General features: G+C 70.1%; 17 protein-coding genes. 12 read left to right on the top strand and 5 right to left on the bottom strand.

What is annotated here, in order from left to right; all coding sequences use genetic code 11:
• The first annotated feature begins 6 nt into the window (after positions 1–6).
• Together hemJ and rho are read left to right on the top strand one after the other, a co-directional pair.
• The gene (gene hemJ, locus ABD056_RS03710; protein WP_343864530.1) at positions 7–447 is read left to right on the top strand and encodes a protoporphyrinogen oxidase HemJ; all 441 of its coding nucleotides are present in this window, start codon (positions 7–9) and stop codon (positions 445–447) included.
• Positions 448–780: 333 nt separating this feature from the next.
• Complete coding sequence (gene rho, locus ABD056_RS03705; protein ID WP_343864528.1) at positions 781–2,037, top strand: transcription termination factor Rho; 1,257 nt, start codon at positions 781–783, stop codon at positions 2,035–2,037.
• 81 nt (positions 2,038–2,118) lie between these two features.
• Here the strand turns inward: rho and ABD056_RS03700 are convergent, their stop codons facing one another.
• The 4 genes from ABD056_RS03700 to ABD056_RS03685 form a co-directional block, all read right to left on the bottom strand.
• Positions 2,119–2,925, bottom strand: coding sequence for a DUF305 domain-containing protein (locus ABD056_RS03700; protein WP_343864526.1), 807 nt, complete (start codon positions 2,923–2,925; stop codon positions 2,119–2,121).
• A gap of 136 nt (positions 2,926–3,061) precedes the next feature.
• On the bottom strand, positions 3,062–4,036 hold the full coding sequence (locus ABD056_RS03695; protein WP_343864524.1) for a quinone oxidoreductase family protein: 975 nt from the start codon (positions 4,034–4,036) through the stop codon (positions 3,062–3,064).
• A 40-nt stretch (positions 4,037–4,076) separates the two neighbouring features.
• Complete coding sequence (locus ABD056_RS03690; RefSeq protein WP_343864522.1) at positions 4,077–4,541, bottom strand: methylated-DNA--[protein]-cysteine S-methyltransferase; 465 nt, start codon at positions 4,539–4,541, stop codon at positions 4,077–4,079.
• Between the two features lie 45 nt (positions 4,542–4,586).
• Positions 4,587–6,617 (bottom strand): thioredoxin domain-containing protein, encoded by a 2,031-nt coding sequence (locus ABD056_RS03685; protein WP_343864520.1) that lies wholly within the window; start codon positions 6,615–6,617, stop codon positions 4,587–4,589.
• Positions 6,618–6,749: 132 nt separating this feature from the next.
• Between ABD056_RS03685 and ABD056_RS03680 the strand changes: the two genes are divergently transcribed.
• The 8 genes from ABD056_RS03680 to ABD056_RS03645 all read left to right on the top strand — a co-directional run bounded on the left by ABD056_RS03680 (position 6,750) and on the right by ABD056_RS03645 (position 14,808).
• On the top strand, positions 6,750–7,010 hold the full coding sequence (locus tag ABD056_RS03680; RefSeq protein WP_343864518.1) for a DUF6489 family protein: 261 nt from the start codon (positions 6,750–6,752) through the stop codon (positions 7,008–7,010).
• A 10-nt stretch (positions 7,011–7,020) separates the two neighbouring features.
• Positions 7,021–7,398 carry a (2Fe-2S) ferredoxin domain-containing protein gene (locus ABD056_RS03675; protein WP_343864516.1) on the top strand — a complete coding sequence of 126 codons (378 nt, stop codon included), beginning with the start codon at positions 7,021–7,023 and terminating at the stop codon, positions 7,396–7,398.
• A 228-nt stretch (positions 7,399–7,626) separates the two neighbouring features.
• Positions 7,627–8,964: a tRNA uridine-5-carboxymethylaminomethyl(34) synthesis GTPase MnmE gene (gene mnmE / locus ABD056_RS03670; protein ID WP_343864514.1), complete on the top strand. Its 1,338-nt coding sequence runs from the start codon at positions 7,627–7,629 to the stop codon at positions 8,962–8,964.
• Between the two features lie 5 nt (positions 8,965–8,969).
• The gene (gene mnmG, locus ABD056_RS03665; RefSeq protein ID WP_343864512.1) at positions 8,970–10,850 is read left to right on the top strand and encodes a tRNA uridine-5-carboxymethylaminomethyl(34) synthesis enzyme MnmG; all 1,881 of its coding nucleotides are present in this window, start codon (positions 8,970–8,972) and stop codon (positions 10,848–10,850) included.
• A gap of 62 nt (positions 10,851–10,912) precedes the next feature.
• Positions 10,913–11,518, top strand: a complete 606-nt coding sequence (rsmG, locus tag ABD056_RS03660) for a 16S rRNA (guanine(527)-N(7))-methyltransferase RsmG (RefSeq protein ID WP_343864671.1) — start codon at positions 10,913–10,915, stop codon at positions 11,516–11,518.
• Complete coding sequence (locus ABD056_RS03655; RefSeq protein WP_343864510.1) at positions 11,515–12,324, top strand: ParA family protein; 810 nt, start codon at positions 11,515–11,517, stop codon at positions 12,322–12,324. The genes rsmG and ABD056_RS03655 overlap by 4 nt, the downstream gene beginning before the upstream one ends.
• Positions 12,321–13,892: a ParB/RepB/Spo0J family partition protein gene (locus tag ABD056_RS03650; protein ID WP_343864508.1), complete on the top strand. Its 1,572-nt coding sequence runs from the start codon at positions 12,321–12,323 to the stop codon at positions 13,890–13,892. Before ABD056_RS03655 ends, ABD056_RS03650 begins: the two co-directional genes overlap by 4 nt.
• Positions 13,870–14,808 carry a hypothetical protein gene (locus ABD056_RS03645; protein ID WP_343864506.1) on the top strand — a complete coding sequence of 313 codons (939 nt, stop codon included), beginning with the start codon at positions 13,870–13,872 and terminating at the stop codon, positions 14,806–14,808. The genes ABD056_RS03650 and ABD056_RS03645 overlap by 23 nt, the downstream gene beginning before the upstream one ends.
• Here ABD056_RS03645 and tsaD read toward each other — a convergent pair.
• Positions 14,798–15,844: a tRNA (adenosine(37)-N6)-threonylcarbamoyltransferase complex transferase subunit TsaD gene (tsaD, locus tag ABD056_RS03640; protein WP_343864504.1), complete on the bottom strand. Its 1,047-nt coding sequence runs from the start codon at positions 15,842–15,844 to the stop codon at positions 14,798–14,800. The genes ABD056_RS03645 and tsaD overlap by 11 nt on opposite strands.
• 54 nt (positions 15,845–15,898) lie before the next feature.
• Between tsaD and hemC the strand changes: the two genes are divergently transcribed.
• Positions 15,899–16,855 carry a hydroxymethylbilane synthase gene (hemC, locus tag ABD056_RS03635; RefSeq protein WP_343864502.1) on the top strand — a complete coding sequence of 319 codons (957 nt, stop codon included), beginning with the start codon at positions 15,899–15,901 and terminating at the stop codon, positions 16,853–16,855.
• 8 nt (positions 16,856–16,863) lie between these two features.
• On the top strand, positions 16,864–19,029 hold the full coding sequence (locus ABD056_RS03630; protein WP_343864500.1) for a uroporphyrinogen-III synthase: 2,166 nt from the start codon (positions 16,864–16,866) through the stop codon (positions 19,027–19,029).
• The last annotated feature ends 2 nt before the right edge of the window (positions 19,030–19,031 follow it).

The raw sequence follows: 19,031 nt of genomic DNA, 5'->3' as shown, positions 1-19,031 counted from the left end.
CCCGCCATGCCGCTGGATTTCGCCAGCCCGCTCTACAACACCATCAAGACCCTGCACGTCCTCGCCATCATCACCTGGATGGCGGCGCTGTTCTACCTGCCGCGGCTGTTCGTCTACCACGCCATGGAAGAGAAGGGCTCGCCGACGTCGGAACGGTTCAAGGTGATGGAGCGCAAGCTGCAGCGCGGCATCATGACGCCGTCCATGATCCTGGTGTTCATCACCGGCTTCCTGCTGTTCCCCACCTGGATCAGCGACGGCTGGATGCACGCCAAGGTGCTGCTGGTCCTCGGCATGGCTGCCATGCACGGCTTCTACGCCCGCTGGCGCAAGGACTTCGAGGCCGACCGCAACCTGCGCAGCCATGTGTTCTATCGCTGGATGAACGAGGTGCCGACGGTTCTGCTTCTCGTCATCATTCCTTTGGTGATCTTCAAGCCGTTCTGACGACGATTTCGGCGGGGTTGCCACTTGGAAAGCGACCGAAAACGTACACATGGAACGAAAGCCGCGCACGAACTGTTGTCAGGCAAGGCGCCGCAAGAAGTGTTGACTTGGGCGGGCGTTTGCGTATGGTGACCGAAAATCGCGGGGCCGCCCGGTTTCCGCGCTTTTCAGCATCCCACCCGACATCGCGACGACCCCGTCCCGACAGCGGCGCGGTCGCGGCCCGAATGGCCGCGGCAACCACCTGACGCACCAGCCGCGACGGTCCTCGCCGATTCTCCCCCCGGACGCCTCCGTCCCGTTTCCTTTGCCCCTGATATCGTTGGACAGAACATGCATCTTCAGGAGCTGAAGCAGAAGTCGCCCGCCGAGCTGCTCGCCTTCGCCGAGGACCTCGAGGTCGAGAACGCCTCCTCCCTGCGCAAGCAGGACATGATGTTCGCCATTCTCAAGCAGCTGGCGGACAACGACACCCCCATCTACGGCGACGGCGTGCTGGAGATTCTGCAGGACGGGTTCGGCTTCCTGCGGGCGCCGGAGGCGAATTACCTGCCCGGCCCGGACGACATCTACGTCAGCCCGAGCCAGGTGCGCCGCTTCGGCCTGCGCACCGGCGACACGGTGGAAGGGCAGATCCGGGCGCCGAAGGACGGCGAGCGCTATTTCGCGCTGCTGAAGGTCAACAAGATCAACTTCGAGGAACCGGAGGCGGTGCGTCATCGCATCAACTTCGACAACCTCACGCCGCTCTACCCCAACGAAAAGCTGACGCTGGAAATCGACGATCCGACGCGCAAGGACTATACCTGCCGCGTCATCGATCTCGTCGCCCCGCTGGGCAAGGGGCAGCGCGCCCTGCTGGTGGCGCCGCCGCGCACCGGCAAGACCGTGATGCTGCAGAACCTGGCCCACGCCATCGCCACCAACCACCCGGAGGTCTACCTCATCGTGCTGCTCATCGACGAGCGGCCGGAGGAAGTGACCGACATGGCGCGCAGCGTGAAGGGCGAAGTGGTCTCCTCCACCTTCGACGAGCCAGCCGCCCGCCACGTCCAGGTCACCGAGATGGTGCTGGAAAAGGCCAAGCGCCTGGTCGAGCACAAGCGCGACGTCGTGATCCTGCTCGACTCCATCACCCGCCTGGCGCGCGCCTACAACACGGTGGTGCCGTCGTCGGGCAAGGTGCTGACCGGCGGTGTGGATGCCAACGCCCTGCAGCGCCCCAAGCGCTTCTTCGGCGCCGCCCGCAACATCGAGGAAGGCGGCTCGCTGACCATCATCGGCACGGCGCTGATCGAAACCGGCAGCCGCATGGACGAAGTGATCTTCGAAGAGTTCAAGGGCACCGGTAACTCTGAAATCGTCATGGACCGGAAGCTGTCGGACAAGCGCATCTTCCCGGCCATCAACATCACCGCCTCCGGCACCCGCAAGGAAGAGCTGCTGGTCGACCGCGGCACGCTGTCGAAGATGTGGGTTCTGCGCCGCATCCTGTCGCCCATGGGCACGCAGGACGCCATGGAATTCCTGGTCTCCAAGATCAAGGAAACCAAGAACAACGGCGACTTCTTCGACAGCATGAACACCTGATCCGCGCGAGCAGGTGGAACGACAAAAAGGCCCGCGACGGGGTTCCCTCGCGGGCCTTTCCTTTGCCGGTGCGGCAGGGGGTCAGTGGTGGGTGTGGCCGGCGTGGCCCGACGGTGCCGCCGGGGCGCCGTGACCGCCATGGCTGCCATGACCACCATGGCCACCGTGACTGCCCATGGGCATGCCGTGGACCATGCCAGGGTCCAGCGGGATGGCCTCGGCGTCGCCGGGGTAGCGGGCGATGAGCGACTCCAGCCAGGCGATTTCGTAGGACTGGTCCTGGATGATGTCCAGGTTCAGCAGCCGCAGCACGCCGTTGCGGGCGGCGGGATCGGCGTTGTAGCCGGCCGCCATCTCCAGCGCGCCCTGGTGATGGGCGATCATCGCCTTGGCCCACTGCACGTCGTACTCGCTGACCGGCGCCCGCGCGGCGGCGCGCACGGCGGGGGGCGGCGAGGGCAGGTAGTTCAGGCGGTGCCGCAGATCCTCCCGCGCCACCGGACGCAGCGCCAGCGATCCCACCAGCGGCCGCGGCGGCGTTTCCACCTGTGCCCGCACGTCGTCCAGCAGGGCGATCTCGAATTCCTGGTTGGCGATGATGGCGCGGGACAGGGCCCGCAGCGCCGGGTGGCTGCCCTTCTCCAGATATTCCTGCGACATGGTAAGGGCGCCGGCATGATGCTCCCGCATGCCCGACACATACTCCAGGTCGGCGGCGATCACCGCCGGGTCGACCATGCCGCCGGGCGCCCGCACCACCTCGTAGACCGTCATGGCATAGGGCGGGTGGGCGCCGGTATCCTTGGCAGCGGCCGGGGCAGCGAGGGCGACGGCCGTCGCGGCGGCCAGGGCAACAACGGCGGAGAGGCGGGGGATCAGGCTGGACATGGCATACTCCCGGCAGACAAGCGATCAGGGTTGCAAGATGGTGGTTCCTGCCGCTGGAAGGTCAAGCCGGCGCCCAAAGAAAAAGCGCCGGCAGGAGACCCCGCCGGCGCCGTCGTGTTTCACGTGAAACAGACGATCAGGGCTTCAGCACCGTCGATCCGACGATCTTGCGGCCCTCCAGGTCGGTGTGAGCCTTCACCGCGTCGGTGAGGGCATATTCCACCGCCGGCTCGATGGTCACCGCGCCCTTGGCGATGACGTCGAACACGCTGGTGGCCGTCTCCACCAGTTCGGCCCGCGTGCTGGTGTAGCTGTTGAGGGTGGGGCGGGTGAGGTACAGCGACCCCTTGGCCGACAGGATGCCCGGCGCGAAGGAGTCGACGGCACCCGAGGCATTGCCGAAGCTGACCATCAGGCCCCGCAGGCCGAGGCAGTCCAGCGAGCCCTCCCACGTCGCCTTGCCGACGCCGTCATAGACCACCGGCACGCCCTTGCCGTCGGTGATCTCCTTCACGCGGCTGACGAAGTTTTCCGTCGAGTAGTTGATGACGTGGTCGGCGCCCAGCTTGCGCGCCACCTCTGCCTTCTGCTCGCTGCCGACGGTGGCGATGACGGTGGCGCCCAGGTGCTTCAGCCACTGCACCGCGATCTGACCCAGGCCACCGGCGGCGGCATGGAACAGCACCGTGTCGCCCGGCTTGACGGCATAGGTGCGGTGGATGAGGTATTGCACCGTCATCGCCCGCAGCATGTGGCCGCCGATCTGGTCGTCGCGGACGCCGTCCGGCAGGCGGATGAGCTTCTCGGCCGGGATGAGCCGCACGTCGGCATAGCCGCCGATGGGGCCGGTGGCGTAGCAGACGCGGTCGCCTTCCTTGAGGTCGGTGACGCCGGGGCCGCAGGCCTCCACCACGCCGAGACCCTCAAGCCCGAGGCCGGAGGGCAGCGGCACCGGGTAAAGGCCGCTGCGGTGATAGGTGTCGATGTAGTTCACGCCGCAATGGCTCTGGCGCAGGCGCACCTCGCCGGGGCCGGGGTCGCCGACCTCGGCCTGCACGACGCGCATCACCTCCGGTCCGCCGGTCTGTTCCATGCGAATGACAGTGGCCACTGGGTCCTCCACGGGTTCTGTTCTGGGTAATTGGTCGGTCTCAGACCAAGCCGGGCGTCAGGGCGCCTTCCAGCGCCAGCAGTCGCTTCTTGGTGTCCAGCCCCTCCAGCCCCGAATAGCCGCCGAGGCGGCCGCCGGTGCCGACGATGCGATGGCAGGGGATGAGGATGGGCAAGGGGTTGCGGCCGCAGGCGGTGCCGATGGCGCGCGGCGACGAGTTCAGTTCCGCCGCCACATCGCCATAGGTGCGCACCTGGCCGAAGGGGATCGCCTGCATCACCGCCCACACCTTGCGCTGGAAGGCGGTGCCGCCGGCGGGGTCGAGCGGCAGGTCGAAGTCTTCGCGGTCGCCGGCGAAGTAATCCTCGATCTGGCGGCGCGCTTCGGCCAGCAGCGGCGTTTCATCGTGGTCTTCCACCCAGCCCCATTCCAGCGCCACGATGCGGTCGTCGAAGGCGAACAGGGTCAGGTCGCCGACCGGCGAATGCAGGGAGATCTGGGCCATGGCAGGCGGGCTCCGGTGAGGGGCGGGAGAAGCGGAGCCGGAAGGTTACCGCGCCGCCAGTTGCGCGCGCAATTCCTCTGCGTCGGTCAGCGGCGCCGAGCATACCGGGCCGCGACAGATATAGGCCGCCGGCGCTCCCTCCACCCGGCCTTTACCGTGGGCGGGATGCTCCGCCGGCAGGGAGGTGGCGGCGTCGATGCGGGTCAGCACCAGGGTCGGTACCGGCGACTCCGCCACGGCCCGCACCAGCGGCGCGGCGGCGGCGGCATCGCCGACGATCACCACCTGCACCGCCGCCTCCAGCGTCTCGAAACCGGCGAGCAGGGTGGCGGAGTGGGGGTAGAGGTTCAGTGACACCGGCTCGAACGCCTGGATGAGGCGCAAGGCGCGGTCGCGATAGGCGGCATCGCCGGTCAGGTGCCACAGGGTCGCCAGCGCGATGGCCATCAGCCCGTTGCCGGAGGGGGTGGCATTGTCCTGCACCGACTTGGTGCGCAGGATCAGGTCCGTCGCATAGCGGCTGGTGAGGAAGTAGCCGCCGTCCGCCGCATCGGCATAGTCCTCGTCCAGCACCCGCACCCAGCTGCGGGCGTGGCCGAGGAAGGCGGGCTCCGCCGTCACCTGGTGCAGCGTCAGGGCGGCACGGATCATGGCGGCGTAATCGTCCAGCATGGCCACCGGCTGCAGCCGTCCCTTGCGGTAGCTGTGGCCGAGGCGGCCGCCGGGCCGGGTCATGGTGTCGCGGATGGCGTCGTAGGCGCTGCGGGCGAGGTCGATCCAGTCCAGCCGGTCGAACACGAAGCCGGCGCGGGCGACGGCGTGGATCATCAGCCCGTTCCAGTCGGCCAGCACCTTGTCGTCGCGACCCGGCGCCACACGGCGGTCGCGGGCCCGCAGCAGCAGCGCCCGGCCACGGGCCAGCCGCCGCTCGATGGCCGGATCGTCGTCCAGGTGGGAATGGTTGCGGTGGAGGATGGTGCGGCCTTCCCAGTTGCCCTCCGGCCGCACGTCGTAGCCTTCCTTGAACAGCGCCAGCGTCTCGGCATCGTCGCCCAGCAGGCGGTCGATTTCCTCTTCCGCCCAGACGTAGTAGCGGCCTTCCTCGCCCTCGCTGTCGGCGTCCAGGGTGGCGGCGAAGGCGCCGGTTTCGGCGATCATCTCCCGCTCCAGCCACTCCACCGTTTCCTCGATGCGCGTCTTCAGCAACGGGCTGCGGGTGGCCTGCCAGGCGCTGGTCATGAGGTCGATGAGCTGGGCGTTGTCGTAGAGCATCTTTTCAAAGTGCGGCACCAGCCATTCCGCATCGGTGGAATAGCGCGCGAAGCCGCCGCCCAGATGATCGTAGATGCCGCCCTGGCACATGCGGTCGAGCGTCAGCAGCACGGCGTCGCGCAGTTCCTGCCGGCCGGTCCGGCGCCACGCCCGCCACAGGGAGTCGAAGGCGAAGACCACCGGGAACTTGGGCGCCCCGCGCAGGCCGCCCCAATCCGGGTCCACATGGGCGGCCAGCGCCCCGGCGGCCTGGTCGAGCAGCGGCAGGGTGAGGCTCGCCGGCCCGTCGGACGACTGCGGCAGGTGCATGTTCTGGCGCAGGGCGTCCACCAGCAGGCCGGTGTTGTGGCGCACCTTGTCGGGCGCCGTGCGGTAGGTCTCGCTGATCTGCCGCAGCACGCTGACGAAATCCGGCCGACCCCAGCGGGCGGTATCGGGGAAATAGGTGCCGCCCCAGAAGGGCTCGCCGTCGGGGGTGAGGAACATGGTCAGCGGCCAGCCGCCGTGCTGGCCCATCAGCTGCAGCGCCGTCTGATACAGGGCGTCGACGTCTGGCCGTTCCTCGCGGTCGACCTTGATGTTGACGAACAGCTGGTTCATCACCGCCGCGGTGTCTTCATCCTCGAAGCTTTCGTGGGCCATGACGTGGCACCAATGGCAGGCGGCATAGCCCACCGACAGCAGCACCGGCTTGTCCTGCGCCTTTGCTTCCGCCAGCGCCTCCGCCCCCCACGGCCGCCAGTGCACCGGGTTGTCGGCGTGCTGCAGAAGGTAGGGGCTGGTCTCGTGGCGGAGCAGGTTCACGGCGCGGTCCTCCGGGGCGGAAACGGGCAGATCGTCAGGGGGTCCTGGCGGGGAAACGTTGCGCCAGCGGTGCCGGTGCCTTACTTTGTGTTGCCATGCCGCCGTTGCAACCGGACGTGGGAGAGGAAGCCCATGAAGATCACCGTCGATGTCGATTGCACGCCGGAAGAGGCGCGCAGCTTCCTCGGCCTGCCGGACGTGAAGCCCATGCAGGACGCCATGCTGCAGGAGATCCAGCACCGCATGATGCAGAACCTGCAGGCGATGGAGCCGGAAGCCCTGTTCCGCACCTGGCTGCCGGCCAGCGTGCAGGGGTTCGAGCAGATGCAGAAGTTCTTCTGGTCGCAGCTCAACCGGTCCGCCGGCGGCGGCAGTTCGTCTTCCGACAAGTAGGGAGCCCGCTTTGTCCGCCGACCCCGCGCCGTACTACCGCGCCCATGTGTTCGCCTGCACCAACATCCGGCCGGAAGGCCACCCGCGCGGTTCCTGCGGCCGCCTGGGGGCGGAAAAGCTGCGCAACTACATGAAGGCGCGGGCCAAGGAACTGAAGATCGACGGCATCCGCGTGAACACCGCCGGTTGCCTCGACCGCTGCGAACTGGGGCCGGTGATCGTCCTCTACCCCGAAGGTGTGTGGTACGCGGTGCGCACCACGGCGGACATCGACGAGATCCTGGAAACCCACCTGCTCGCCGGCGGCCGTGTGGAGCGCCTGATGCTGCGCCCGGAAGACAAGGACCGCACCGACATCGCCGCCCGCGTGGGCGAGGCGGCGGAGTAGGAGAGGGCGGGTTTTAACCACCAAGGCACCAAGACACCAAGGGGGTGGGGCCTGGTGACCAACGCCGGCGGCCAGCACGAAAATGAAACTGCGGCCTGCGGCCGCACCTAGTCACCAAACGGCCGCCCCTGGTGCGACGGCGGGACAGGCGCCGGCAGATCAACCGGCACGACTCCTTGGTGTCTTGGTGCCTTGGTGGTTCAAAAGCTCAGACGCAGAAGCAGGACGATGACCCCCGACACCATCTTCGCCCCCGCCACGGCCCCTGGTCGGGCGGGTGTGGCTATTGTCCGGATTTCCGGGCCGCAGGCCGATGCCGCGCTGTCCGCCCTCACCGCCGGCGCGCCGCTGCCGGCGCCGCGGCGGGCCGGGCGGGTGAAGGTGTGCGATGGCGATGGCGAGCCGGTGGACGATGGCCTCGTCCTGCGCTTCCCCGGTCCCGCCAGCTTCACCGGCGAGGACGTGGTGGAACTGCACCTGCACGGCAGCCGGGCGGTGCTGGATGCGGTGATGGCGCTGCTGGCGGCGCAGGAGGGCCTGCGGGTGGCGGAGCCGGGCGAGTTCACCCGCCGCGCCTTCGAAAACGGCAAGATGGACCTCACCCAGGCGGAAGCCCTGGCCGACCTGATCGACGCCGAGACCGCCGCCCAGCGCCGCCAGGCCCTGCGGCAGATGGACGGCGCGCTTGCCCGCCTGATCGAGGACTGGCGGGGCCGGCTGGTGAAGGCGCTCGGCCACTTCGAAGCCTTCATCGACTTCCCCGACGAAGACCTGCCGCCGGAGGCCGAAGGCGCCATCTGGGGAGCGGTGGAGGCCCTGGTGGCGGAAATGACCGCCCACCTCGACGACGGCCGGCGCGGAGAGCGGTTGCGCGATGGCTTTCACATCGCCATCATCGGGCCGCCCAACGCCGGCAAGTCGAGCCTGCTCAACGCCCTGGCGCGGCGGGAGGCGGCCATCGTGTCGGACATCGCCGGCACCACCCGCGACGTGGTCGACGTTCACCTCGACCTGGGCGGTTATGCCGTTGTGCTGGCCGATACCGCCGGCCTGCGCGACGCGGCGGAGGCCATCGAGTCCGAGGGTATCCGCCGGGCGCGGGCACGGGCCGAACAGGCCGACCTGCGGCTGGCGGTGTTCGACGGCGTAACGTGGCCGCAGTTGGATGCCCACACCCTGTCGCTGGTTGACGACGCCACCCTGGTGGTGGTCAACAAGGCGGATCTGGCGACGGTGCCCGATGATCCGGTGGTGGCCGGGCGAGCCGGCCTCGCCTTGTCGGTGCGGTCCGGTCAGGGGATGGAGCGGCTGCTGGCCCGGCTGGGCGAGGAGGTCGGCGCCCGCCTCGCCGGCGGCAGCGGGGCACCGGCGCTGACGCGGGAACGGCATCGCCGGGCGTTGACCGAGTGCGTGGACGCCCTGCGTCGGGCGCGGGCGGCGGCGCTGCCGGAACTGGCGGGCGAAGACCTGCGGCTGGCGGCGCGGGCGCTTGGCCGCATCACCGGGCGGGTCGAGGTAGACGAGCTTCTCGACGTCATCTTTCGTGATTTCTGTATCGGCAAGTGATGAGCATGACAGAGCGCTATGACGTGATCGTGGTGGGCGGCGGCCATGCCGGCACCGAGGCAGCGGCGGCGGCGGCCCGCATGGGCGCGGCCACCCTGCTGCTGACCCACAAGGTGGAAACCATCGGCGAGATGTCGTGCAACCCGGCCATCGGCGGCTTGGCCAAGGGGCATCTGGTGCGCGAGGTGGATGCGCTGGATGGCATCATGGGCCGCGCCATCGACCGCGGCGGCATCCAGTTCCGCATGCTCAACCGCAGCAAGGGGCCGGCGGTGCGGGGCCCGCGCGCCCAGGCCGACCGCAAGCTCTATCGCCAGGCGGTGCAGGATCTGTTGGCGGAAACGGCCAACCTCACCATCGCAGCCGGGGCGGTGGAAGACCTGGAACTGGATGTCGGCGGCCAGGTGACGGCGGTGCTCACCGGCGACGGCCGGCGCATTGCGTGCGGCGCCGTGGTGCTGACAACCGGCACCTTCCTGCGCGGCATGATCCACTGCGGCGAGGTGCAGACCCCCGCCGGCCGGGTGGGCGAGGCGCCGGCGCTCGGCCTGTCGCAGACACTCGGCCGCGTCGGCCTGGCGCTCGGGCGGCTGAAGACCGGCACGCCGGCGCGGCTCGACGGCCGCACCATCGATTGGGAGGGCCTGGAAAGCCAGCCGGGGGACGAGCCGCCGCTGCCGTTCTCCTACCTCACCGCCGCCATCACCCAGCCGCAGGTGGCCTGCGGCGTCACCTATACCAGTGCAGCGGTACACGACATCATCCGCGCCAACCTGCACCGGGCGCCCATGTACTCCGGGCAGATCCAGAGCATCGGGCCGCGCTACTGCCCCTCCATCGAAGACAAGGTGGTCCGCTTCGGCGACCGCGACCGGCACCAGATTTTCCTGGAGCCGGAGGGCTACGACGACCCAACCGTCTACCCCAACGGCATCTCCACCAGCCTGCCGGAGGACGTGCAGCGGCAGATGATCGCCCTCATCCCCGGCCTGGAGAAGGCGGTGATGATCCGCCCCGGCTACGCCATCGAATACGATTTCGTCGATCCGCGCGAGCTGCGGCCGAGCCTGGAGGTCCGCAAGGTGCCGGGCCTGTTCCTGGCCGGGCAGATCAACGGCACCACCGGGTATGAGGAAGCGGCGGGGCAGGGGCTCATCGCCGGCCTGAACGCGGCCCGGCTGGTGAGCGGCTCCCCCGCCTGGACGCCCGACCGCGCCGACGGCTACCTGGGGGTGATGATCGACGACCTGGTGACCCTGGGCACGCAGGAGCCCTACCGCATGTTCACCAGCCGGGCGGAATACCGCCTGCTGCTGCGCGCCGATAATGCCGACCTGCGCCTCACCGGGCGGGGGATCGAGCTTGGCTGCGTCGGCAGCACCCGCGCCGCCGCCTTCGGGGAGAAGAAGGCGCTGCTGGACGCGGGCCGGGCGCGGCTTCAGGCCCTGGCGCTGACCCCGCGGGAACTGAACGACCGCGGCCTCAAGGTCAACCAGGATGGCGTCCGCCGCACCGGCATGGACCTGCTCGGCTACCCCGAGGTGGACATGGCCCGCCTGCGCAGCCTGTGGCCGGAGCTGGCGGACCTGCGCCCCGACGTGGCGGAACAGCTGGAGATCGAAGGCCACTACGCCGGTTATCTGGCGCGGCAGGAAGCGGACATCCGCGCCTTCCGCCGCGACGAGGCGCTGGCGCTGCCCGATGACCTGGACTACGCCACCGTCGGCAGCCTGTCAGCGGAAATCCGGCTGAAGCTGGCGCAGGCGCGTCCGGCGACTCTGGGGGCGGCAGCGCGCATTCCTGGTGTTACTCCGGCGGCCATCACCGCGCTTTTGGGGCATGTGAAGCGCTCCCAACGCGACGAGGTTGTAGCCGAAGCCGGCTGAGAGGGGTATAAGGGGCTCCCGCTGTTTCACGTGAAACACAGGACCCCATGCCTCCTCCCCCTATGACCCCCGAGCAGTTCCAGGCCGAGACCGGTGTTTCACGTGAAACACTGGACCGCCTGAGGCTCTATGCCGATCTGCTGGAAAAGTGGCAGCAGCGCATCAATCTGGTCGGCCCGGCGACGCTGCCCGACCTGTGGCGCCGCCACATGCTCGATTCGGCACAGCTGTGGCCGCTGCTGCCGCCCGAGGTGCCGCGCCTCATCGACATCGGCTCCGGCGCCGGTTTCCCCGGCCTGGTGCTGGCGATCCTGGGCGTGCCGGAGGTCCACCTGATCGAGTCGGACCAGCGCAAGGGCGCCTTCCTGCGCGAAGTCGCCCGCCAGACCGGCGCCACCGTCACCGTTCACAGCGCCCGAATCGAGGCCATCCGCGACCTGACGGCGCCGGTGGTCACCGCCCGCGCCCTTGCTGCGCTGCCAAAATTGCTTGATCTGGCAGTGCCTTTGCTCGCGCCGGGTGGCGTCTGCCTGTTCCTGAAGGGCCAAAATATAGTGGAGGAATTGACCTCCGCCCGCAAAACCTGGATATTCGACGAAGACCGGACCCCCAGCCGCTCCGATTCCACCGGACTTGTGCTGCGCGTGCGAGAGGTACGCCCCAAATGACCCACCCGTCCCCGACCCGCCGTCCCCGCGTCATGGCCATTGCCAACCAGAAGGGCGGCGTCGGCAAGACCACCACCGCCATCAATCTGGCCACGGCCATGGCTGCCGTGCGCAAGAAGGTGCTGATCGTCGATCTTGACCCGCAGGGCAATGCCTCCACGGGCCTTGGCATCAACCGCTCCAACCGCAAGGTGTCCAGCTATCACGTCCTGATGGGCGAGGCGGCGCTGGACCAGGCCGTGGTGAAAAGCGATGTGCCGGGGCTTGATGTGGTGCCTTCCAGCGTCGACCTTGCAGGGGCGGAGCTGGAACTGGTGGCCGCCAACCGGCGTGAACACCGCCTGCGCGATGCCATTTCTGGCCGACTGGCCGACATGGACTACGACTATATCTATATCGACTGCCCGCCGGCGCTGGGCCTGCTGACCCTGAACGCCCTGGTGGCGGCCGACAAGGTGATGGTGCCGCTGCAATGCGAGTTCTTCGCGCTGGAGGGCGTGAGCCATCTGGTGAAGACCATCGAGCGGGTGAAGAAGGCCTTCAACCCCGACCTCGACATCCAGGGCATCGTCCTGACCATGTTCGACCGCCGCAACAACCTGTCGGATGCCGTGGCCGCCGACGTGCGCGGCTATTTCGGCGCCAAGGTGTTCGACACCGTCATCCCGCGCAACGTGCGGGTGTCGGAGGCGCCGTCGCACGGCAAGCCGGTGCTGCTCTACGACCTGCGCTCCCAGGGGGCGCAGGCCTATGTGCATCTGGCCGGGGAAGTTCTGAAGCGCGAGAAGCAGGAGATGCGGGCATGAGTGCAGCGCGACGCGGCCTGGGGCGAGGCCTTTCCGCCCTGTTCGGCGATACCGAAGCGGGTCTCGACGAAGAGGTCGCCGCCGCCGGCACCGTGGCGGGTGAGGCCGAGCAGAGCGAACGCCTGACCGCCGAACGGCTGGTGCCGGTCGGCCGCCTGCGTTCCGGCCGGTTCCAGCCGCGCAAGGAATTCGACCAGCAGGCCATCGACGACCTGGCCGAGTCGATCCGCGAAAAGGGCATCATCCAGCCCATCCTGGTGCGCGTGCACCCGGACGAGCCGGACATGTTCGAGATCATCGCCGGCGAACGCCGCTGGCGGGCGGCGCAGCAGGCGCAGCTGCACGACGTGCCGGTGCTGGTCAAGGCCTTCACCGACCGCGAGGCGCTGGAAGTGGCGCTGGTGGAAAACCTGCAGCGCCAGGATCTGACGGCGCTGGAGGAATCCGAGGGCTACCAGCGCCTGATGGATGAATTCCACCATACCCAGGAAGACCTGGCGAAGGCCGTCGGCAAGAGCCGCAGCCACGTCGCCAACATGATGCGCCTGCTCAACCTGCCCGATCCGGTCAAGGGCATGCTGCGCGAAGGCAAGCTCACCGCCGGCCACGCCCGCGCCCTGCTGAACGCCGAAGACCCGGTGGTGCTGGCGGAGCGGGTGGTGTCGCGCGGCCTCAACGTCCGCCAGACCGAAAAGCTGGCGATGACCGAGGGCAAGAAGCAGCCGCGCAAGAAGGGCGCGGCGACCGCCGCCAACGCCAACGGCCAGAAGGACTCCGACACCCTGGCGCTGGAGCGCGACCTGTCGGCCCTGCTGGGGCTGAAGGTGTCCATCGCCTTCGCCGGTCGTGGCGGCGCCCTCACCATTGAATACGACACCCTGGAACAGCTGGACGACATCCTCCACCGCCTGTCCGACGGCGCCCACAAGCTGGGGGCGGCGGAAGATCCGCTGGACGAGGATGAAGACCTCGACGCCGCCATCGCCGCCGAACTGGCGACCGCCGAGGTCGGCGAGGACGAAGACGACGAAGACAGCGGCTACATCGAGCCGGCGCTGAAGGACAGCGTGTGGGAAGGCGGCCTTGATGCCGTCGATCTGCCCGAGGCGGAAGAGGTCGAGGCCGAGGCCGAAGTCGGTGAGGCGGACGACGACGAGGACGAGGAAGAAGGCCTCCTCGATCCGGCGGCGCTGAAGGAAACCGTGTGGGAAGGCGGCCTGGATGCCGTCGATCTGCCGGAGACCGAGACGGACGCCGACGCCGATGAAGATGCGGACGTCGAGGCCGATGCCGGCGCGGCGCTCCACGTCCCCACCATCGAGGAAGCCGAGGCCGACCTCAAGCAGACCCTCCGCGACGGCGGCCTGGATGCGCTCGACTGGGACGCCGAGGACAGCCTCGGCGAGGCGGACGACGCCGACGAGGACGCCGATGTCGACTTCGATCCCGAAGCCATGAAGGCGCTGCTGCGCGAGGAAGGCCTGGATGCCCTCCACGACTCCGAAGCCGAAGGCGCCGACGCCGAGGATGACGATGACGCCGAGGATGGCGACGACCGTCCGGCGTAACCTCCGCCCGCTGATCCTGCTGCCGCTGCTGGCCGTCGTCGCGACGGCCGGCGCGGCGCAGGCGCAGGATCGCACCCAGGCGCTGGTGGGCGACCTGCGCCGCGCCATCGCCGAGGCGGAGCGTCACGGCCAGTCGCGGGAAGACCTGATCATCGTGTTGCAAGGGCTCGTCGCGCGCTACGACGAGCCCTTTGCGCATGTGGTGCTGCGCGACAGCTTTCAGGACGGCGACTTCCGCCGAGATCCGACCTGGCGGGTGCTGTCGGGCGGCTGGCAGGCGGTGGCCGGGGCGGTGGTCAGCCCGCCGGTCAGCCCGGAGCCGCCACCACCCGCCACCATGCCCGATGAAGCCCAGCTGCTGCAGGAGAAGCTGACCGCCGTCACCCGCATGGTGGAGCGTATGCGGCAGGACGGCCAACCGCCGACACCGCCGCCGGTGGCCCAGGCAACCCCGCCCACGGCCGCGGAGGCGGCGCGGCTGGCGGTGCCGGTGGCGGTGCCGCCGGTGTTCCGCCTGACGCTCGCCTTCACCCTGCGCGAAGGGGATGACCGCCAGCACGCCATCGCCGTCAGCCTGGGGGAAGGGCAGGGCGCCCGCCCGGCGGCTTATCGGCTGGCGGTGGAACGGCAGGCGGGGCGCAGCCGGGTGGTGCTGGAGCGCACCGGCGGCCTGGGCGCCGGCAGCCTCGGGGCCGCCACCCTGCCGGCCGCGCTGGCCGATGGCGCCCTCCACCGCCTGACCCTGGAACGCGGTGCCGACGGTGCGCTGCGCGTGCTGGTGGATGATCGCCCGGTGCTGGAGGCGCGCGACGGCCGCCGCCCGCCGGCGCTGCAGCAGCTGGTGCTGGAGCGTCAGGCGGGGCGGCTGGCGGTATCGCAGGTGGAGGTGAGGGCGGGGGCGGCGGTCACGCCTTGACCGCGCCGGCGCCGGTGCTTTTCGGCGCCTCGGGGTCGAGCGGCCAGCGCGGCCGCGGCTTGAAGTCGAGCGGGTCGTTCTGGCCGGCCTTCAGGCGCTCCAGCCCCGCCCAGGCGATCATCGCCGCATTGTCCGTGCACAGCCGTAACGGAGGTGCAACGAACGCCAATCCGGCTTGTGCAGCAAGGGCTTGCAGCTTGGCGCGAAGCGCCGTGTTGGCCGCCACGCCGCCGGCCACCACCAGCGCCGAGCCATTGAACCCGGCCACCGCCCGCTTCACCCGGTCGGCGATGGAGTCCACCACCGCCGCCTGAAAGCCGGCCGCCAGGTCGGCCTTGTCCTGCGCCGTCAGCGGCCCGGGCGGCAGGCGTTCCACCATCTGGCGCACCGCCGTCTTGAGGCCGGAGAACGAGAAGTCGCAGCCCGGCCGGCCCTTCATCGGGCGGGGGAAGGGGAAGCGGCGCGGGTCGCCGGCTTCCGCCGCCCGCTGCACCGCCGGCCCGCCGGGGTAGCCGAGGCCGAGCATCTTCGCCACCTTGTCGAAGGCTTCGCCGGCGGCATCGTCGATGGTGGTGCCGAGGCGGCGGTACCGCCCCACCCCCTCCACCGCCAGGATCTGGCAATGGCCGCCGGAGACCAGCAGCAGCAGGTAGGGGAAGGCGACGCCGTCGGTCAGGCGGGCGGTGAGGGCGTGGCCCTCCAGGTGGTTCACGGCCAGGAAGGGCTTGTCGTGGACGGCGGCGATGGTCTTGGCGGTCATCACCCCGACGATGACGCCGCCGATCAGCCCCGGCCCGGCGGTCGCCGCCACGCCATCCAGCGCGTCGAAGCCGATATTGGCGCGCGTCATGGCCTCGGCCACCAGGCGGTCGATATGATCCAGGTGGCTGCGGGCGGCGATTTCGGGCACCACGCCGCCATAGGGGCGATGCTCCTCGAACTGCGAGAGCACCACCTCCGACAGGATGCGGCCGGAGTCGTCCACCACGGCGGCGGCCGTCTCGTCGCAGCTGGTTTCAATGCCGAGTACGATCATGCCCGCCTATTTATCCCTTTTCACCATCCGGGTCAGCCCTTACAAACCATAACCATGACCGATATGCAGAAGATTCGTATCGGCACGCGTGGCTCTCCGCTCGCCATGGCGCAGACCCACGAGGTGCGCGATCGCCTCCTCGCCGCCCACCCCGTGCTGGCCGCCGCTCCCGATGCCATCGAGATCGTCGTCATCCAGACCACGGGCGACGCCGTGCTCGACCGGCCGCTGGCCGAGATTGGCGGCAAGGGCCTGTTCACCAAGGAAATCGACGAGGCCATGCTGGAGGGCCGCATCGACATCGCGGTCCACAGCATGAAGGACGTGGCGACCGTGCTGCCCGACGGCATCGTGCTGCCCTGCATGCTGCCGCGCGAGGACGTGCGCGATGCCTTCCTGTGCCCGTCGGCGACTTCCATCGCCGGGCTGCGCCAGGGGGCGGTGGTCGGCACCGCGTCGCTGCGCCGCGGGGCGCAGATCAAGGCGCGCCGGCCGGACATTCAGGTGGTGACCTTCCGCGGCAACGTCCAGACCCGCCTGCGCAAGCTGGCGGAAGGGCAGGTGGATGCCACCCTGCTGGCCATGGCCGGCCTCAATCGCCTGGGCCTCACCGACAAGGTGACGGCGCCGCTGGCGGTGGAAGAGATGCTGCCGGCGGTGGGGCAGGGCGCCATCGGTATCACCTGCCGCGCCGATGACGAGGCGGCCCACCGCTGGCTCGCCCCGCTCACCTGCGCCGACACCTTCGACTGCGTGACGGCGGAGCGCGCCTTCCTGCGCCGGCTGGACGGCTCCTGCCGCACCCCCATCGCTGGCTGGGCGCGGCTGGAGCAGGACGGCAGCCTGCTGTTCGACGGCCTCATCGTCCGCCCCGACGGCACCGGCCTGCTGGAAACCCGCCGCAGCGGCAGCCGCAGCGCCGCCGCCGCCCTCGGCGACGCCGCCGGCAGCGACCTGGCCGCCGACTGCACGGCGGACTATTTCACGCCGCCGCCGGCCTCCGGGCAGTGAGTTCCGGCATGCGCGTCCTGATCACCCGCCCCCTGCCGGATGCCCGTCGCACCGCCGCCGTGCTGCACGACCGGGGCCTGCAGACGGTGATCGAGCCGCTGTTTGCCATCAATCCCTTCGCCGCCACCACCGTCGACCTGACGGGGGTGCAGGGCTTCCTGCTCACCTCCGCCAACGGGGTGCGGGCGCTGGTGGCGGCGCTGCCGCCCGAGGCGCCGCAGGCGCGTCAGCTGCAGGTCTATGCCGTCGGCGACGCCACCGGCCAGGTGGCGCGGGAGTCCGGCTTCACGCGGGTGGAGACGGCGGGGGGAGACGTGTCGTCGCTGGCGGCGCTGGTGAAGGCCCGCGCCAGGCCCGACGGCGGCACCTTCATCCACGCCGCCGGCACCGAAGTGGCCGGCGATCTGGGCGGAGAGCTGGCCCAGGCCGGGTTCAGCGTGCGGCGCGAACGCCTGTACGACACCCGCCCGGCCGTCGCGTTATCGCGGGAAACACGGGATCTTCTCGCCACGGGCGGCATTCATGCGGCGTTGTTCTATTCGCCGCGCACGGCCGCCATCTTCGCCGACCTTGCGCAGCGGGCCGATCTGGCCGACGCTTGCAGGGGAGTCCATGCCTATTGCCTGTCGCAGGCGGTGGCGCGCGAGCTGGCCGCGGTGCCGTTCGGCGCCGTCCGCATCGCCGCCGAGCCGAGCCAGGAGTCGCTGCTGGCACTGCTCGACGCCGACCGTGCCGACGGCGTCTTTGCCAATGCCGAGGGAGGAGCCGACATGACCGACCGTCCGGACCAGGACGCCAAGGACACCGGGGACAGCAGCACGCCCGCCGCCACCGCCGCCGCCGCCGCCGCCGCCGCCGGCAGCGGGCCGGGCCGCCCCGGCGGCTCCGTCCCCGGCGGCGGCACGGTTCCGCCGGGCTCGTCGTCGTCGCCCTCGTCTCCGTCCTCTCCCGACACTCCGCCGTCTTCCCCCGCCGCCGACACCCGCAGCGACCCCGCCAGCCGCCGGAGCGGCAGCGGCAAGGCGGTGGTGGCGGGCATCGCGGTGGTGGCGGTGGTCGGTCTGCTCGGCGTCCTCAGCCTGCCGTGGTGGCACGACCGCGCGCCGGAGCCGCTGCGCACCTGGCTGCCGTCGCCGCCGCAGCAGTCCGCCGCGGTGGCCGACCTGCGCCAGCAGAACGAACGCCTGCAGGCCGATCTCGCCAGTCTGCGGCAGCGGCTGGAGGCGGTGACCGCCCAGGTGGGCGATCTGGAAGCCCGTGGCAGCGACACCGCCGGCGCCGCCGTGCCCGACGACCTCGACCAGCGCCTGGACGCCATGCAGGACCAGCTGCAGCAGCTGTCCGGCCTTGACCCGCAGCGGCTGCAGGAGGTGGCGGCGGCCAGCGAGCAGGCGCAGCAGCGCATGCAGCAGCTGTCCGACGACATGACCACCCTCCGTCGTGGCACCGCCGACGCCGCCACCGTGCTTGCCATGCAGGAACGGTTGCAGGAGGTGGCGTCCCTGGCGCGCCAGACGGCGTCCCGCCACGACACCGCCCTCGGCCTGCTGCTGACCACCGCCCAGCTGCGTCAGGCGGTGGATCAGGGCAACCCGTTCTCGACCGAGCTGCGCACCGTGCGCGCCATCGCCGCCAGCATGCCGGGCGTCAGCATCGACGCCCCGATCCTCACCGATTTCGCCGATGCCGGCATCCCGACCCGCGACATGCTGGCGGAGCGCTACGACCGTCTCGGCACCGAAATCATCCGTGCGGCGGCGGCCCCCGACGATGCGCCGGAATGGGTGCAGGATACGGTGCGGCGGCTCATGGGCCTGGTCACCATCCGCCGCGTCGACGGCGAGGCGGTGGGGGACGAGGCGCCGGCCATCGTCGCCCGTGCTGGCAGCGCCGTGCAGGCCGGCGACCTGCGCACCGCCGTGGACGAGCTGAAGAAGCTGCAGGGCGATGCGGCGGTGGCGGCCGATGACTGGCTGATCGGCGCCGAAGCCCGCCTCGCCGCCGACAAGGCGCTGGGCGACCTGACCTCGGAGGCGCTGGCCCGCTTTGCCGCGGCCGAGCGCGCCGGCGAGGCTCCCGCCCGCCCGGCCGCCGAGGCCCCGGCCACCGATCAGGCGGCGCCGGGCGACAATGCCGAGGCCGACTCCGCGCCCGCCACCGGCACGGGGGGCTAAGG

Origin of the sequence: Caenispirillum bisanense, from assembly GCF_039523075.1 — a bacterium.
Taxonomy (GTDB): Bacteria; Pseudomonadota; Alphaproteobacteria; order Rhodospirillales; family Rhodospirillaceae; genus Caenispirillum; species Caenispirillum bisanense.
The sequence above is the reverse complement of the archived record's forward strand: the minus strand, read 5'-3'. Positions and strand labels throughout refer to the sequence as shown.